The sequence below is a fragment of the Symmachiella macrocystis genome, from assembly GCF_007860075.1.
GTDB classification, from domain to species: domain Bacteria; phylum Planctomycetota; class Planctomycetia; order Planctomycetales; family Planctomycetaceae; genus Symmachiella; species Symmachiella macrocystis.
On the sequence record NZ_SJPP01000004.1, the window covers coordinates 169,818 to 186,277 of the forward strand.

The following is a 16,460-nucleotide window of genomic DNA, read 5'->3' on the forward strand; positions in this document are numbered from 1 at the left end:
AATGATCACCCTGCGCGCATCTCATACCGGTATTGGTTGAACAGCAGCAGGAAGCCGATGACCGGCAGGAAGACGTCGGACCAGAACATAATCCCTGCATTTCCCGGGGCGAAATTGTGCGCCGTGACCATTTGGTAAACGTGTCCGCCGGCAGCGCCCCACTGAAAACAGGTCGGTCCCAAGACTGCCGCAGTCCGGAAACCGAGTTTCTGTCGAAATGCCAGCAGTCCCACGATTCCGAATCCCAGACTGGCAAAGCCGACTTCATACTGAAACGGGCTGTTCTTCCAGCCAATAAACGCAGCCGCCATGTCCGCAAAGAAGACGTGCATCACAAAGTTGTAGGTAAAACTGACACCAATGCTGAACAGTAAAAAGTAGGAGAAAAACGCCTCGTTGACGATTGGGCTCTTGAGCGGCTTGGGCTTGATTGCCAGCAAAATCAGCGAACAAATCACACCTATAACCAGAAAGGTCAGCGTGAAATTACCAAGGATGAATCCGATCAACTGGTCCATGACGCGTGGCCTCAAAACAATGGTGGCTCGAAGCCAAAAAAGAGGTTCGCCTTTGAAAAGCGTGGCGGAACCTTGGAATGGAAACCATCGTAGTTAGCGGCAGTTGTGGTTTCAAATCAGAAAGGTTTCACACTGCGCGTGTTCGGAGGTGGATTTTCAGTGCCCACAAAGTCACAATGCAGTCATGTGCCATCGATTCCAAGCCAAACTGCGATTAAAAGCTCTTGTGGAGGAGTTTGCCCTCACACAACAGGAGACCCTGCCGTTCCCAACGGGAGATCGCTTTCCAGGAAGCGATGTTGTGGCGATCCATCTGGATCCTGACCAGGAACGCCAGTTAAAACTCCTCAACTGGGGACTGCTGCCGCGCTGGTGGAAGCCCTCTGCTAAGTTTCATTCTCCGCAATCATTTCAACGCATGACGTTCAATAGTCGCAGTGAAACGATTCACGAGAAGCCATCCTTCCGCGATGCGTTTAAGCAGCGGCGGGCCTTGATTCCCGTGACTGCTTTTTATGAAGGCGGACACTTCTTCGGCCTCAAAGATCATGAGCTGTTTGCTCTGGCGGGCCTGTGGGAATCTTGGCAACTCGGCGAAGACAAACTGGAGACCTGCACCGTGGTCACCACAGCAGCAAATCCGCTTGTTGAACAGTACCATCCTCGCAAACGGATGCCGGTGATACTCACGGGAGAGGAATCCTACTCTCGCTGGCTCGATCCCGATGTGAAGGAACGGGGCCAGTTGGAGGATTTGTTTGTCCCCTTCGATGAACAGCTCATGACGTGCGTCGCCGAGTCAGATACCGTCGCCTAAAAAGACCGGCATGCGGTCACTACGGGTCATCACTTTGTAGTAATGACTGGCGGGCTGCGTGAGCACGTAAACGTGCGGAATGCCCAGCGCGTCGTACACAAGGATTCCTCGAATGCCACCGACCGATTGGTACCAGACTCCTTTGTGCCAAACGTAGCTGGCCGGAATCTCGACCGGCTCCGGCTCTAACCAAGACCATCGGCCCGCTTCGAGGCTTTCGTTGTTGCAGCAGCAATTTGCGGGCAGCCGCGATTGTGCCCCCGGTCCCCAGGTCCAGACCCACAGCTGTCCGCCGGCCCAGACCGGTAGCACAGGCTGCCTGTCGCGCTGCAGAAACTGGACTTCACGATCGGCCTCTTCGCCGCGTTTCACGAGACGGCGTTGCAAACCATGCTTGCCAATCAGTTCGTCCGGAATCTCACGCCATGATAATGCCACGCCGTCACACATGTTGTTCCTCAAAAGCACGTCTTGTCGCGTATGTCGCAAACGTCGTAGTTAAAAGCCTCGTCGTTGTAGATATCTGTGAGCGGCAATGTAGCGGCGCTTCTCAGTGCGAAGCGGCCGAGCTTCTCGTTGGTTGCACGCTTCAGCTGCGCGATGCTGGCGTTGCCTTCGTCCGCCTCAAACAAACTGCGCTGTTCGGCACCCCGCTCACAAAGCCGTTCAGCAACCAGGTCAATGTGTGTGATCGCCTGTCCTTGGAGCTCTAAGCAAGCAACAAGATGCAGGTGGTGAGCCGCCTCAAGCAGCTTGTCAAAGTCGCCGGTCGGAGATGCAAACCGCACCGACCGCGACCAATCTCCCGCTGTCTTGTAGGAGAGCTTCATCACCAACTCGCCCACCAACACGCGGTGAAAGTCGAGTTCTTCAATCAGCCTTTCCGCATCGCGAACGGTCCAGGCCCACAACCGCTCCCTGTCGGTCGACGGCCGTCCAATGCTGCCTCCCCGCGCGATGGCCTTGTGCTTTTTTCGCTCCGTTAAGATCGGAATCACAGCTTCTCCTTGAAGTTCCCACCACAAGGCTTCGCCCTTGATCGTGAGCAACTTGCGAATGAAATGCCGGTTGGCTTGCGTGAATTGCCAGCAAGTCCGGATGCCGTGTTGGTGCAGCTTACGCGTGCTGCGATATCCGATGCCGCACAGTTCTTCGACCGGTTGCAGATGGATGAAATTCTCGATTTCTTCCTTGTCGGTGATCGTGCAGCATCCAAACGGCTTACGCACATCGCTCATCAGCTTGGCTAAGGTGCGCGACCGTGAGATGCCAATGCTCACCGGAATGCCGACCTCCTGGAGGATGCGTTGCTGCAAACTTTCCGCCGGCTCGCGAAGCGCCGACGCATCAAAAAACATTTCGTCGATCGAGTAATATTCGACCTGTGGACTCACGCTGCGGATGACACCCAGCAGTTTGCGCGAGAGCACCTCGTACCAACGAAAGTCACGTTTGACGAACACTGCGTCGGGACAGAGCGGCGCAGCATCCCAAATCGGCATGCCGGTCTTCACGCCACGGGCTTTCAGCTCGTAAGATTTGGCAATCACACAGGCGCCCTGGTTCCCCAGCACGCCCACCGGAATGTGCCGCAGGTGCTCATGGCGGACACGCTCTGCCGAGACATAAAAGCAATCCGAATCGACGTGGCCGATTAATTCATTGGTTTTCATGCTGTCAGGATAAGTGTTCGTATGTACACTTTCAAGCCGTAGTTTGGGGAATTCAAAACGCCAACGGCTTGCCGCAACATTCCGCCAAGCCCCGTTCGACAAATCAGGCTGCCCAAGCCCACCAAGCAGCCGTATCTCCCCGCCTTACTGAGGAGGTGGTCGACGTGAAATCGAGAACAAAGTCATGCATCACATGGAATGCTTTCACACAGTGCGTGAAAGATGCCGGCGAGATCTTGCATCACCGGTTTTGTTTCCATACGGCGGACCAAATGGTGCAAATCGCTCGATGGTCACCCTGATTTCCGGAACGAATGCTGCTGCGAGTCTCGTCTCAAGCTTGGTTTTTTGCCCGGCGCGAGCCATTTGCCATCGATTAGTCGTCGAATTGCGTATAAGGTGTGAATGGTGACTCCAATTACCAAATCCAAAAGGCAACCAGTCATGGCCGATGACGAATCAATTGCTTTACTCGCTCGCTGGGAGCAAGGTGATGAACAAGCGGCCGATGAAATCTTTGAGCGGTATTTACTGCGATTGACAGCCCTGGCGCGGTCCCGGTTGTCCAACGAGATTCAAACCGTCGTCGATCCGGAGGACGTAGTACAATCTGCTTATCGCACTTTCTTTTGCAATGCGGGCCAAAGAAGCTACACGCTCAATCGAGGCGGCGATTTGTGGCGGTTGCTAGCCGCTATTACAGTTCACAAAGTGCTCCGTCAGGTGGAGTTTCACCAGGCACAAAAACGGTCGATCGGAGCTGTGCGAAGCATTGGCGGTTCCAGCTGGAGTATTCGGCCCGAGATCATTGCCCGCGATCCTTCGCCGGATGAGGCGTTGGCCATCGCCGAAGAGCTTGAGGACCTGATGCGGCAGTTGAGGCCTAAGTATCAAGTCATTCTTGAGTTGCGGCTGAAAGGGGAATCGGTGGAAGACATTGCCGCCGCAACCGGTCGCACAACACGCACGGTCCAGCGCGTGATGAAGGGTATCCGCAAGGACCTCGAAATGCGGCTATTTGAGGATTCATCGCTTGGTGCTCGTCAGGAAGTAACTGAGGCATAGCCAAACGACACCGCCGTAAAGCCATTCATCTCCTTGAAGCGTAGGTTCGTTAGGCGCGTCTTGTCACTCACGACGAATGAGCACGCCCTGCCCCCAAAGCAAAACGCGATTTTCTGGACGTTATTCGCTTTTTTTCAAATTTTTCACCCACCGAATGTCGTTTTCTCTGCGATTTCCTGATTACCCCTTAGGAAAAGGGAGGTCCAGTCGCCAAGTGACGCTGGTTGATCCCGGCCCGACGGCTTGTTGGGGGAGAGTCAGGTCGTCAAATTCTGGGCAAAGACTCGTATCGCGTAGAATGCATTGCCATGGTCGCTCGTCGAATACGATCAAGCGACTGTGGATTGGGAGTATACGCTGCATTTTTTCAAGCTGGTGTTGTTGGCGCAGTTTGATATCGACTGCAGTCACGATATCGCAAATGGCAAGATCACGCGGAGTCGATGCATCCGATTGATGGCGATCGGCGTGAAACCGTTTTGAAATCAATTTCAGTTGGTGCGCAACTCCCAGCCCTGGATAAGCCTGGGTTGGCATGCGGGGCAACATTTTCATTGAATTCTCGACGCGACTGCCGTACCGTGAAATCCAAGCACAATTTTGCGCGGGACGTTTGCCGAAGGATCCCTCATGCACGACCACTCGGCTGTTTTCGAACAGCAACTCGAAGATTTTGAAGAGGCCTGGGAAGCCGGAACGCCTCCAATGATCGACCAAGCCCTGCAGGCGGTGTCGGACGATGAACGTTGGGACCTACTTGTCGAGTTGGTGAAGATCGACCTCGAGCGCCGTTGGCGCGATACCAATCCACGAACCGCTGGAAGCACCTTCCCCAAGCGGCCGCGGCTTGATGACTACGCGCGCATTTACAAGCAACTTCACCCAGTGGAACAATTGCCGATCGATCTGGTGGCTGAAGAGTACCGCGTGCGGCGGTTATGCGGCGAACATCCTCGGGAAGAAGACTATCTGAAGCGTTTTCGGCTCAAACGTGCGGCCTGGCTCAGCTCAGTGAAACGTGTGGAAGAGGAGCTCTCCGACACAACACCAAGCAAGTATTCGACTCGGCAGGCAATTGCAGGCGAATTACCCATTCAGACGCGATGCCCCCACTGTCAAAATCATATTCAGGTTCCGGATGATGCCAAGTTAGAGGAGATTATTTGCGATGCGTGTGGAAGTGGCATCAGTCTGCTGGGCAGCCAAGCCACCGAGACGCTTGCACAAGATTTGTGTCGCACATTGGGCCATTTTGAGTTGATTAGCCAACTCGGCACTGGTCATTTTGGCACGGTCTGGAAAGCGCGCGACAAGGACTTGGAACGGATGGTCGCCGTAAAGATTCCCCGCAAAGGAGCATTGAGCGCCACTGAGTCAGCCAGTTTTTTTAAAGAAGCACGGACCGTTGCCCAACTGAATCATCCCAACATTGTCCCGATCCATGAAGTGGGGCGTGACAACAACACGGTCTACATCGTCAGCGAATATATTCAAGGAGCCACATTACGCGAATGGCTCAACGGCAAACAGTTGGACATGACACAGGTTGCCGAGTTGTGTGCGCAACTAGCCGACGGACTGCAGCATGCTCATGAGGCCGGCGTGGTCCACCGAGACATCAAACCGAGCAACATTATGCTCGACATGACCGGTACGCCACATATCATGGATTTTGGGCTCGCCAAACGAGACGCTGGTGAAATCCGGATGACTCTCGACGGCCAGATTCTCGGTACACCAGCCTACATGTCGCCCGAACAGGCAGAAGGAAATAGCCATGACGCGGATCGCCGGAGTGATGTCTATTCACTAGGCGTCGTGCTGTACGAGCTTCTCACCGGCAACTTGCCGTTTCGCGGCGACATGCTGATGTTGATCGTGCAAATCACGGCCGAAGAACCTCCCAGTCCGCGCAAACTTCATGCTCACATTCCAGTGGATATGGAGACGATTTGTTTAAAATGTCTCGAGAAGGATCCCGCCAAACGGTACCAATCGACCAAAGAAGTTGCCGCTGAACTGCGACGTTTTGTTGAAGGAAAACCGATTCTAGCCCGTCCGGTCGGGCCTGTTGCTAAGACGTGGCGGTGGTGCAAACGCAACCGCGCTATCGCCGCACTGATCGTGGCGGTGATCAGTACGTTTGCCTGCGGGACCGCTGTCTCATCCGCGATGTACGTGCGCGAGTCTGCTGCGTTAGCCAGCACCAAAGAAATGCTCTCGCGGATGTATCAGAAGGAAGCGGATTTGCTCAACTCGGATAACTTGATGTCCGCCCTGCCTTGGCTTGCTGCTGCGTTAGATCTTGACGAGGGAAACCCGCAGCGAGAACCGATCAGCCGCATGCGATTGGCGGCGACCTTAGAGGCGTGTCCAAAGTTGGAACAAATGTGGTTTCATGAGGGGACGCTCGAGTTCGCGACGTCTAGTCCTGATGGGCGGTTCATTCTGGGGGTGAGTCACGACAAAACAGCGCAGGTATGGGATGCGACGACGGGAGTTCAGATCACTGAGCGATTGATGCACACCGGAGGGATATATCACGGCGCTTTCAGCCACGACGGAAAATACATCGCAACGGCCTGTAATGACGGCACTGCTGCAGTTTGGGAAGTCGGCACAGGCAGGCAATTACCCGTCCTCGAAGATGATTCTCTGCCGAAACACTCGACGAAGCTAGCGATTGTCAATCGTATCCGGTTTTGTCCCCCAAATCCTGATGATCCTGACCAACTCATTGTTGCCACCGCCCTTTTTGATCACACAGCGAGGGTTTGGGACGCGAGATCGGGAGAAGAATTGCAGAGGCTGAGCCATGATGGGCCAGTCCGCGATGTCCTTTTCGATCCCACTGGACGCTTGCTGATTACAGCCAGTCATGATGGAACGGCACGAATCTGGAATTGGCGCCGGCCGGTAAATGCGGAGGCTGGCAACCCAGTGGTGCTTCAACACAAACAAAACGTGAGTGCTCTGGCGATTTCTGCCGACGGACAAACTGTGATTACCGGGACCGACCGAGGAGTGGTGCACATGTGGGCCACCGCCACGGGACAGGAGCTTTCGTCGGTGCCGAAGATGCATTCGGGCCCAATTCGAGACATCGCCTGTAGTCATAATGGCCGTCTATTCGCGACAGCCAGCGATGACAAAATAGCCCGCTTGTGGCAGATCGTCGACGGACAGGTGATACCTAGCGAACCATTCGTGCATAAGCGACGGGTGAATTCTGTGGCATTCAGCCAAGACCGTCGCTTGCTGGCGACAGCCAGCTTGGATAGCACGACCCGTATTTGGGATACGATAACCGGCAACGCCGTCACACCACCAATCCCACACGGCGGACATGTCGCGCATGTCGAGTTTTTGCCGGGGCGCGATCACAATCGCGACTTCCTGACAGCTTGTAGCGACGGTACGGTGCGGCTCTGGAGGATGCCTGCTAAAACGCGACCACACCCTTTGCCCCAAACAGTACCGGTTAATTTTTTCGCCCGATGTCCGCAGGCCAACTGGTACGTGATGACCAGCAAGGACAGCCAAAACTCGCTGATCGCGGTTCACGTTAGTGACAAAGGGGAATTGTCCACTCACCCGATTCCAGCAAATAACGAATTGAATGGGCACCAGTCGCACTTGTGGTGTGCAGCATTTAGTGCCGATGCCAAATTCGTGGCCACCGGTGACATCGACGGTTCCGTGGTGGTTTGGGACCGAGAGGCCGCAAACCCCACCACGTCGCTATTGCCACATCAAGAACGAGTCAATACGGTCGAATTCAGTCCCGACGGGAAGCTGTTACTTGTCCGCTGCGGCATGCTCAAAAAAGACCAGACGGTCACGTGTTGGGACATTGATAATTCTGATGAGCCGTTGTGGTCCTTGAAGGGCGCCATTGCGCATGCCGCGTTCAGTCCCGATGGTAAGCAAGTCGCTGTCGCGGACGGAAATGACGTACTCCTGTTGAACGCCCGCTCGGGAAAATCCAGCGGCGCGAAAATGACACACGATTTGCGAATTCGGCACTGCCAGTTTTCCCCGAACGGACAGTTGTTGCTGACTTGTAGCGACGACAAGACGGCTCGGTTGTGGGAGGTTTCCTCCGGGAAACTGGTGGGAAACCCGCTCGTTCATTCTGCTGCGGTGGCTTTTGGGCGGTTCGATTTGTCCGGAATCCGGTTCGCCACTGTCGCCGACGATAACACGGCGCGCGTCTGGGAGACTCGTTCCACGACGCCTGTCACGAAACGCCTACCGCACTTCAGTGATTACGGGACGTCGATATCCAAGGGTTCCTTAATGTTCAGTCGCGACAGCAAGCTACTGTTAACCGTGGGGAAGAATCCGGATGTGGCCTATGTCTGGAGCGTTGCCACTAGTGAATTGGCTCTGCCGCCGTTATCAGCGACCGCACCGGTTGTGGCAGCGAGTTTTGCCAATAACGGACAGTCTATCCTCCTTCTGCACGGCGAAGACCCCGTCGAGGATACGCTTCACTCGTTGAGTCTTTACCAAATACCGAACGACAGCCGCGATGTCGCTACCATCGAACGACAGACCAACTTGCTTTCGGACCATCGGATCGACAGGCTGTCCGATGCGCTCCCCCTAACGAAATCCGAGCTGCGCGAATTATGGATAAAGTTCCGCAACGCCGTCCCATAAATTTGACGCGCGGCGCTTTTAAGTGGACAATGAAACACAACCAGCGACTCTAATCCTAACCCTTTTTTTACCTATAGATGGAGACTGCAATGGATGTTACTCGCAGAGACATGATCAAATCCGCTTCTGTTGTCGGTATAGGCGCGGCAGCACTTGGCGTGGATCCTGCTGAGGCAGTCGCGGCCGAAGCGAAAGCCGAAGCCTCTAATGCTTTTGCAGGAATATGTAACCTCAATCCGAAAAACGACGTCAATGGTTGGCATGGAGTTACTGATACGGACAATGATTACAACGCTCGTGTTAGTCGAATCGTTCGAGTTATGAAGCATTCGAGTCCCGATCTTTTCAGAGATCTTTCCCCGGAACAATTCAAAGACTGGTTAGCAAATACTTCCGCAACACCACCACGCACACGGGTTGCCCGTGCCCTATATAATGGGAACGACACAGCAGATACCAGAAACATAAAACTCACATACGCCTATAGTTACGAAGATGATGGCGGAGATCTTGGCAAGTTTGAATTGTATGGGATTGGTGGTGTCTGGAAAAATTGCAATAAACAAGATTTTCTTGACAATGCGCTTACGTCTATTCATTGGGATTTGTTTGGAGATAATGGGCGATTTGAAAATGAAGCGGCGATTTCATTCAGAAACATTCAGAAAAGCCTGATACATCGTCGGTCGATGATCGGTAGGATGCTGCGGCGAATTAAAAATAGTGATCCGCCAAATCCTTACTATTCGCTCACGCAACCTGGCAATGGTATTGTGACTGTGAAGATCACAAAGGTATGACGAGATGAATGATCAATGCCTTGATATTTCGCCGCAATTTTCAATTTAAACATTATGACGGAGACCCAAAAATGGCTGACGACATTTTCGTATCGATCACCTCTACTTACGCAGCTAAAGACGGCCTAAAAAAGGCTGATGGGAACGCTCAAGTTAGCATTTATACCGATGGGTTTAAGGGAACTGTAGATTTTACTTTTTATGGTGAGGCAACACCTCCAGATCTTGATCCAACAGTTTCCCCTGCAAAGACATCGGTCTATCTTGATGAGGACGATGATCAAGATCACCCCCAAACCTTCGGTGTTAGCGTCGATGGTGATGCAGGGGATGTAACGGTCACTGTTGAAGCCCAGGCGTTTGGAGGCGGTCCTTCGGATAGCGCAGCCACAACAATCACGCTTGCCTAGTATTCTCGCGGCAGTCATACCACGTGCTACTCCCGTTGACAGGGGTGAATCATGCAAACTTGGTTGAGGCTAACAACAGAAACGTCACACGTTCGTTTTGCCGAAATCATGCGTCAAATGGATGACCGTTATAGCGGTCTCAGCATCGACGAACTTCAGCATTGGTTGCAGCGCAAAGAAGCGAGTGAAAAGAACCCCGGGTTGTACGGTTGGTTCGCAGGCGATCCCACCGACCCCGCCAATATTCGGCAAGTGATGGCCGTCACGTCCTCGCAGGATGAGGACGGTCATCGCTCCGATGTCGGCATTTCGATGCTTGGCATCACAGCCGATGTGATTCCCGAACCGTTGTGGACACCGGAGAATATCAAACTTTGGCTGTCGCGGTTCGTGCTGTGTGTGAAGGGACTGATCGGTCTCGATGCGAATTTTCGCGCGATCCGCCCCAAAACAATGACTTGGAAACCCGCCGAACAGTTGCACGACTTGATGAAAACGGGCATCGAGTTTGACTCGGACGACCCGACGGAAGGACGATTGCTTGTCGGAGTATTCCAGGAAAAAGATCTCGGCGATTCACTCTACTGGAAGATGCGTATTGTCCGCGTGAACCAACAACCGCCGAATGAATCAGACGCAACCGGTGTATTGGGTGAGAGTCTGTCTGTTCAGCGATAGATAATTATAAAAATAAGACTGCCGGCCATCTCACGTCGCTCCGCTCGCCGGCAAACTGCTGCAGGAGGGGAACCGGACCCGTTGAATAGCTCTATGCAGTCTGTATGCACTGCAGTTGACTGTCGAAAAGACCCTGGCTGCGTGTTGGCAGTTTCTACTCGACGTCACCGTGCTCTTACCTGCAAGGCGATCATTCAAAAGGGGCGCGGTATTCCTGCGTACCCAATCAAATTTAGGTGGTTGGCGGGGGAGCGTTGTAGAACCGGCCCCATAGCTGGTCGAAGATGCCCACCAGAATAATGGAAAGGCCTGCGACAGGCAGCACCAACGCACACAGGACCACGATTCCCCAACCCCAATTGGGCAGCGAACGCGCAGGTCGTCGTGGGAATCCAGTCCGGCCATTCGGCTTCCGCATCCACCACATCCACAGGCCGGTTATGGAGAGCGCCAACAGAATCACCGCTGCCACCAGAGCGAGGATTTTGGTCGGTGTCCCGAAGGTTTGGCCCATGTGAATGGAGACAGCCCACAATCGCACCCGGTACAGGAATTTCAGGTCGCTGCCATCGACAACTTTGAGTAACTCACCGGTGTATTGATCGACATCGACTGAACGGTAGGAGTTTTTGTCTTCGTCCTGTATCAGAAACGCGCGATGCGCATGCTCGGGCGATTCTGCAAATCGAATTCTGACGGCATCGTTCGGACGCGATTGAGCTAGAAACGTCGGCACAATTTCATCCAACGTCGCCAGCGGCGTGCCCTCGGCAACCGGTTTCGATTGGGGAGGGAGGAACCATTCCTGGATCGGCCAGTGTCCCGCTTTCTTAGCGGTGGCATTAAATGCGTCCCCCATCAGCGGTGAAAAGAACAACCCTGTAGCGGTGACAATTAATAGCAGCGGGACCACGTAGATTCCCGTCACCGCATGCCAATCGCGCAGGACCGCATAAAGCTTCCCTCGAATTCGGGGCACCCAGACCCCCACATTCTTTTTGCCGCGGGTCCACCAGAGAAAAACTCCGGTCGCTAACAAAATGATGCCCCAACACGTCGTCAGTTCTTTAACATAGCGGCCGGTCGTGCCGAGTAAGAGGTTGCGATGCAGCTCGAGAACAATGTAAAAAAAAACGTGCTCAGCGATCTGTGTTCCCAACAATGCCCCAGAGTAGGGGTCGATGTGAATGAGCTTGTGCTCCTCGGGTCCATGCTCCCCCTCTTCGCCGTGGTGACCGACGAACTGAATCGAACGCGTAATGTCCGGATAGACGATGAGTTGCCCGCTGCATTGATCACAGCTCTGCAGACTCACCCCGCGGTACAGGCAGCCAATCGTGTTGCACAGTTCCGGCAACGGTTTCGCCGCATCGGTGAACCCCCACAAGGCCAGGACCGCCTGCCGGGGCGTCGACGCGGCTTAGGCAGCATGGGGCCCCATGCTGCCTGGCACAACGGCAACCGAGTCTCGCTATCCACTGGTCGACGGTCGTTGGCTCAACCCCGCTACTATGACCGAGGCTGTTGTCAGCAGCGGCGTGGCTGACATTGGGGCTCGGGCTATGCTCGGTCACCCAAGTCTGGGGAAGCTCGATGTTGGGTGGATTTCTTCCCGGGCATTGGACGCCGAACAGTATCGTCAAGTTTGATCCGGGACTGGACAAACAAGCCATTGATAAAGTCTGCCAGACTCCGGGCGTGCAGGAGAATTCGTGTCTGCGGATTGCGGTCGAACAAACCAAACTGGTCGGTGATCCGCTGCAAAGCGAGGACGGATTCCGGTTGACCTTGGAGAGTCTGCATATTAGAGTACATAGAGACTTTACAAGAGGCGGAGTTTAATCGTGATGCAACGCATAACAGCTATTATCGGTATTATAACAGTGTTGACATGCCCCATCGTGTGTCACGCCGCATCGATATGCTGTCCCTCGACCCAAGTCGAAGCCAGTGTCGAATGTTGTCATGACTGTAAAGCGAATTCTGAAGCGAACCACGAGAAACAGGAAACGCCGGAACACGAAGACTGCACAAATTCGTGTTTTTGCAAGGTCGCCATTTTTGGCAGCATTTTTTCTGAACTCCCCCCGCTGAGCCCCAGCCTGGTGCAATTGCCGGTGGTTTCAGATGCTAAGTCGGAGTTGCCGACATCATTTGCCAATCGCGGTGAAGCGAGTTCTCTATCTAGCGGCGGTCTGCGAATCATGCTGCGCTCGCTGTTGTGCTGATGCGTACGTTCCGCCCGTCTTTGGGGCGGCTCTGATGTCGCGCGCGTCTGATGACGTGCGTTGAATCGACGCATTCTTCTCAATTCCGCACTTGGATGCCCATGGTCTTCTTTCGACCGCTGCCGTGGGAGTACGGCATACGCAATTTATTGCGGCGACCGCTGCGCACTGCGCTGACACTCGTCGCCCTCACCATCGTCACCTTACTCGTGATGGTTGTGCTGGGTTTCGTGCGCGGATTGGACCGCTCACTCATGACCGGAGGCCAGCCACAAACGGTGATCGTGTTCTCACTGGGGATGGGGGAAAACTTAGAGTATTCTTCGGTGCCCATGCGAACAGCCGATCTGCTGGCCGCCTCGATTCCCGGAATTCGTGAACGGTATGGGAAAAAAGCTTCCTCGCCCGAGCTTTACCTCGGCACGAAGGTCAATCGCACACCAGTAGCCCCGCCGGAAATGGGGCTGGTGCGCGGGGTCACATCTGCGGCACTTTTGGTGCACGAAAATGTCGAAATCACCCAGGGGAATTGGCCGCGGGTGAATGAAATTTTGGTCGGCCGGATGGCGGCCACCAAATTGGGACTGACCGCCGCAGAGATCCAACCGGGGCGGACGCTGATTTTTGAGGGCCGGGAGTGGACGATCAGCGGCACCTTTGCTGCAGCGGGAGCAACCTATGAGTCCGAAGTGTGGTGCCGACTCGGTGATTTGCAACAGGCGATGAAGCGTCAGGACCTGAGTCTTGTCGCCTTGAATTTGGGACCGGGAGGAACGTTTCAGGAGGTTGACCTGTTCTGCAAGGAACGACTCGATTTGGAACTCCAGGCGATTCGTCAGACCGATTACTTTGCCTCCCTGCAAAAGGATTATCGTCCTGTGCGTTTGTTGTCGTGGCTGGTCGTAGCACTCGTTTCCAGTGCTGGGGTGTTCATCGGTCTGAACACGATGTACGGAGCGGTCATCGGCCGGATCCCCGAACTGGCAACGCTGCAAACAATCGGCTTTTCACGCAGGGCGGCGATTTTGAGCATCATGCAAGAAGGGACCATCCTTGCCATGACCGCTGCCCTACTGGCCTCTGTCGTAGCCTATGGATTGATTCACAAAGCTGCGGTCCGATTTACGATGGGCGCGTTCGAATTGCAAATCGATACGACCACGTTATTGATCGGATATGGAATCGCATTGTTTTTGGGAATCGTCGGTTCACTTCCGCCGGCGATTCGAATTTTCCGCCTCTCCGTCGTGGACGGACTCAGGGCGATTTAACTCTCAACGAAAAGGATTTACGAATGCTAAATAACATCAAGTTGATCGGAATGTTGATCACAATGGCAGCTGTGACCGGTTGCTCAACCGAAAACGCGAGCGATCAAGCGGGAACGGCGAGACAAGCCTCTGCTGAAGGCACAGCCTATCTGACCACCACAGCACCTAGCTCCCCGCTGGACATCATTCCGATGCGCGAGAGCGTGGGAAGGGATGAGGATGTGGTGGTTGTCGGGCGCATCGGCGGCAGTCACGAACCATGGGTCGATGGAATGGCAGCGTTTTCGATCGTTGATCGTTCACTGGCAGCCTGCACGGATATCCCGGGCGACAAATGCCCAACTCCGTGGGACTATTGCTGTGCGACCGACAAATTGCCCGGTTCCACGACATTGGTGAAAATCGTGGACGACAAAGACCAGGTGATTTCCACAGATGCCCGTGAGCTCCTCGGTCTCACGGAATTGCAGACTGTGATTGTGACCGGCAAAGCCAGCAAAGACGAAGCCGGGAATGTGACGATCCTGGCCCGTAAGGTCTATGTCGACCCTGCTAATCCCGGTCAAGTCAAACGCGGCAATCCCGGAGAAACATCGGATCATGCACATGACCATGATCACGACCATGGACACGATCACGATCACGACAAAGCACACGACCATGGCGACGACAAGGATGCTCATTCTGAGCCTGAAGAGGCACATTCTGATACCAAAGGTGAGTCATGAGCACGACCTCAAAGGTCAATGTGAAAGAACTGGCCATCCAGCGTGACCAGGACGATCGGCCGCGGATTGCGCCCAAGCGGCGGATCGTCTCTCGCGTGGTTTTACCGGCAGTGATGATCGTCAGTTTCCTTTCGGTCTTGGCGTGGGCGGCGCGGGATGTCTACCTGCCGCGCACGTCCGTCACAGTCATTCCAGTGCGGATGAGTCTGTCGGAACTACAGGCCGAAGGCACGCCGCTGTATAACGCGGCCGGCTGGGTTGAGCCGCGCCCCACGCCAACGCGCGTGGCGGCGTTGGCCTCAGGAGTGGTAGAAGAGTTACTTGTCGTCGAAGACCAGTTCGTCACCGCAGGCGAGCCCATTGCGAGTTTGGTCGATGACGATGCGACTTTGGCATTGGAGCAAGCCCAGGCGACGCTGGAGTTGCGGAAAGCGGAAATTCAGGAAGCCGACGCGGGTGTGGAGGCGGCACGGGTCAACTTTGACATCCCCGCTCACCTCGAACTTCCAGTCGCTGAAGCGGAAGCCGCCTTGGCGGCCATTGAGACGGAACTTTCCAATCTGCCGCACCAAATTAAACAAGCGGATGCGCGGCTGCGATTTGCCACCTATGATTTGAAAACCAAGCAAGCTCTAGGCAATGTCGCCACGCAAACAAGTATCGAAGCAGCACAGAGCGAACAAGACGCTGCCGCAGCCGGTGTGGTGGAGTTGACCAATCGACGCGTGGTGCTTGTCCAACATCAGCGGGCACTTCGCCGACAAGTGGCGGCGGCCGCCAAGCGATTGGAACTCAAGACTGATGAACAGCACGCCTTCAAAGCGGCCGAAGCACAACTCATGGCCGCTCGGTCACGCTTGAAGCAAGCCGAGGTGGCTATTGCAGAAGCGGAGTTGCGACTCTCCCGAATGACGATTCACGCACCGGTCGAGGGGCGGATCCTTAATCTCGTTACGCAACCGGGATCGCATTTGATGGGCAGCGCCGGTTCGATGCAGGGGGAGGACCGCAGCACGGTCGTCAAAATGTACTCGCCCGACCAACTCCAGGTCCGTGTCGATGTGCGGTTTGAAGACCTGCCTAAAACCGGTCGGGGGCAACCAGTGGAAATTCGCAGCCCCGCCATTGCGACTCCACTGAAAGGGACCGTTTTGTTCCTGACAGGCTTTGCCAACATTCAGAAAAACACCTTGGAGGTGAAAGTCAGCATCGAAGATCCGCCGGAGGTCTTGAAGCCGGAAATGCTGGTGGATGTCACATTTCTGGCGCCCGATGCAGAGGCACCGATTGAAGAGAACACTGAGGAGTATCGGCTCTTCATTCCTCGCGCACTTGTTGCACAGGATGGCGAAGCGAATTTTGTTTGGGTGGCTGATGTGGCCAACCAAGTAGCGCGGCGGCAGCCAGTGAGTGTCAGCAAACAAGCGTCAGGCACATTTATCGAGGTCACCGGTGGGCTCACTGCCGCCAGCCGGATCATTGCTTCGGGGTACGAACAATTGAATGACGGCGACCGAATCCGGATTACCGACGAGACAACTATTTTTGACGAGGAGACGACCTCCGCGTCCCATCCCCAGCGTTTTCCGGACGAAGCACACAAATAA

14 protein-coding genes are annotated in these 16,460 nt (G+C 54.6%); 10 read left to right on the plus strand and 4 right to left on the minus strand.

What is annotated here, in order from left to right; all coding sequences use genetic code 11:
• Positions 1–5: 5 nt before the first annotated feature.
• Complete coding sequence (locus CA54_RS28020) at positions 6–518, minus strand: DUF6790 family protein (protein WP_146374329.1); 513 nt, start codon at positions 516–518, stop codon at positions 6–8.
• 184 nt (positions 519–702) lie between these two features.
• On the opposite strand from CA54_RS28020, the gene CA54_RS28025 reads away from it, so the two are divergent.
• Positions 703–1,335 (plus strand): SOS response-associated peptidase, encoded by a 633-nt coding sequence (locus CA54_RS28025; protein WP_146374330.1) that lies wholly within the window; start codon positions 703–705, stop codon positions 1,333–1,335.
• Here the strand turns inward: CA54_RS28025 and CA54_RS28030 are convergent.
• Together CA54_RS28030 and CA54_RS28035 are read right to left on the minus strand one after the other, a co-directional pair.
• On the minus strand, positions 1,318–1,785 hold the full coding sequence (locus CA54_RS28030; RefSeq protein WP_146374331.1) for a hypothetical protein: 468 nt from the start codon (positions 1,783–1,785) through the stop codon (positions 1,318–1,320). The genes CA54_RS28025 and CA54_RS28030 overlap by 18 nt on opposite strands.
• Positions 1,786–1,793: 8 nt before the next feature.
• Positions 1,794–3,008, minus strand: a complete 1,215-nt coding sequence (locus tag CA54_RS28035) for a DNA polymerase Y family protein (RefSeq protein ID WP_146374332.1) — start codon at positions 3,006–3,008, stop codon at positions 1,794–1,796.
• A 444-nt stretch (positions 3,009–3,452) separates the two neighbouring features.
• On the opposite strand from CA54_RS28035, the gene CA54_RS28040 reads away from it, so the two are divergent.
• The 5 genes from CA54_RS28040 to CA54_RS28060 all read left to right on the plus strand — a co-directional run bounded on the left by CA54_RS28040 (position 3,453) and on the right by CA54_RS28060 (position 10,626).
• Positions 3,453–4,073 carry an RNA polymerase sigma factor gene (locus CA54_RS28040; protein ID WP_197532916.1) on the plus strand — a complete coding sequence of 207 codons (621 nt, stop codon included), beginning with the start codon at positions 3,453–3,455 and terminating at the stop codon, positions 4,071–4,073.
• A 630-nt stretch (positions 4,074–4,703) separates the two neighbouring features.
• On the plus strand, positions 4,704–8,738 hold the full coding sequence (locus CA54_RS28045) for a WD40 repeat domain-containing serine/threonine protein kinase (RefSeq protein ID WP_146374334.1): 4,035 nt from the start codon (positions 4,704–4,706) through the stop codon (positions 8,736–8,738).
• An 89-nt stretch (positions 8,739–8,827) separates the two neighbouring features.
• The gene (locus CA54_RS28050; RefSeq protein WP_146374335.1) at positions 8,828–9,538 is read left to right on the plus strand and encodes a hypothetical protein; all 711 of its coding nucleotides are present in this window, start codon (positions 8,828–8,830) and stop codon (positions 9,536–9,538) included.
• A gap of 8 nt (positions 9,539–9,546) precedes the next feature.
• Positions 9,547–9,948 (plus strand): hypothetical protein, encoded by a 402-nt coding sequence (locus CA54_RS28055; protein ID WP_146374336.1) that lies wholly within the window; start codon positions 9,547–9,549, stop codon positions 9,946–9,948.
• Between the two features lie 51 nt (positions 9,949–9,999).
• On the plus strand, positions 10,000–10,626 hold the full coding sequence (locus CA54_RS28060; RefSeq protein ID WP_146374337.1) for a hypothetical protein: 627 nt from the start codon (positions 10,000–10,002) through the stop codon (positions 10,624–10,626).
• A gap of 232 nt (positions 10,627–10,858) precedes the next feature.
• Here the strand turns inward: CA54_RS28060 and CA54_RS28065 are convergent, their stop codons facing one another.
• Entirely contained in the window at positions 10,859–12,013 is a 1,155-nt protein-coding gene (locus CA54_RS28065; RefSeq protein ID WP_231963231.1) for a PepSY-associated TM helix domain-containing protein, read from the minus strand.
• A 206-nt stretch (positions 12,014–12,219) separates the two neighbouring features.
• On the opposite strand from CA54_RS28065, the gene CA54_RS28070 reads away from it, so the two are divergent.
• The 4 genes from CA54_RS28070 (at position 12,220) to CA54_RS28085 (ending at position 16,460) form a co-directional block, all read left to right on the plus strand.
• Entirely contained in the window at positions 12,220–12,468 is a 249-nt protein-coding gene (locus CA54_RS28070; RefSeq protein WP_146374339.1) for a hypothetical protein, read from the plus strand.
• A 487-nt stretch (positions 12,469–12,955) separates the two neighbouring features.
• Positions 12,956–14,125 carry an ABC transporter permease gene (locus tag CA54_RS28075; protein ID WP_146374340.1) on the plus strand — a complete coding sequence of 390 codons (1,170 nt, stop codon included), beginning with the start codon at positions 12,956–12,958 and terminating at the stop codon, positions 14,123–14,125.
• Between the two features lie 23 nt (positions 14,126–14,148).
• Positions 14,149–14,853: a hypothetical protein gene (locus CA54_RS28080; RefSeq protein ID WP_197532917.1), complete on the plus strand. Its 705-nt coding sequence runs from the start codon at positions 14,149–14,151 to the stop codon at positions 14,851–14,853.
• Positions 14,850–16,460, plus strand: coding sequence for an efflux RND transporter periplasmic adaptor subunit (locus CA54_RS28085; RefSeq protein WP_146374341.1), 1,611 nt, complete (start codon positions 14,850–14,852; stop codon positions 16,458–16,460). Before CA54_RS28080 ends, CA54_RS28085 begins: the two co-directional genes overlap by 4 nt.

Bases quoted from the DNA above. Each gene is read 5' to 3' on its own strand.
- CA54_RS28055 (WP_146374336.1), top strand. From the start codon at position 9,547: ATGATCAATGCCTTGATATTTCGCCGCAATTTTCAATTTAAACATTAT.
- CA54_RS28040 (WP_197532916.1), top strand. From the start codon at position 3,453: ATGGCCGATGACGAATCAATTGCTTTACTCGCTCGCTGGGAGCAAGGT.
- CA54_RS28030 (WP_146374331.1), bottom strand. From the start codon at position 1,785: ATGTGTGACGGCGTGGCATTATCATGGCGTGAGATTCCGGACGAACTG.
- CA54_RS28050 (WP_146374335.1), top strand. From the start codon at position 8,828: ATGGATGTTACTCGCAGAGACATGATCAAATCCGCTTCTGTTGTCGGT.
- CA54_RS28035 (WP_146374332.1), bottom strand. From the start codon at position 3,008: ATGAAAACCAATGAATTAATCGGCCACGTCGATTCGGATTGCTTTTAT.
- CA54_RS28045 (WP_146374334.1), top strand. From the start codon at position 4,704: ATGCACGACCACTCGGCTGTTTTCGAACAGCAACTCGAAGATTTTGAA.
- CA54_RS28060 (WP_146374337.1), top strand. From the start codon at position 10,000: ATGCAAACTTGGTTGAGGCTAACAACAGAAACGTCACACGTTCGTTTT.
- CA54_RS28020 (WP_146374329.1), bottom strand. From the start codon at position 518: ATGGACCAGTTGATCGGATTCATCCTTGGTAATTTCACGCTGACCTTT.
- CA54_RS28070 (WP_146374339.1), top strand. From the start codon at position 12,220: ATGTTGGGTGGATTTCTTCCCGGGCATTGGACGCCGAACAGTATCGTC.
- CA54_RS28025 (WP_146374330.1), top strand. From the start codon at position 703: ATGTGCCATCGATTCCAAGCCAAACTGCGATTAAAAGCTCTTGTGGAG.
- CA54_RS28080 (WP_197532917.1), top strand. From the start codon at position 14,149: ATGCTAAATAACATCAAGTTGATCGGAATGTTGATCACAATGGCAGCT.
- CA54_RS28085 (WP_146374341.1), top strand. From the start codon at position 14,850: ATGAGCACGACCTCAAAGGTCAATGTGAAAGAACTGGCCATCCAGCGT.
- CA54_RS28075 (WP_146374340.1), top strand. From the start codon at position 12,956: ATGGTCTTCTTTCGACCGCTGCCGTGGGAGTACGGCATACGCAATTTA.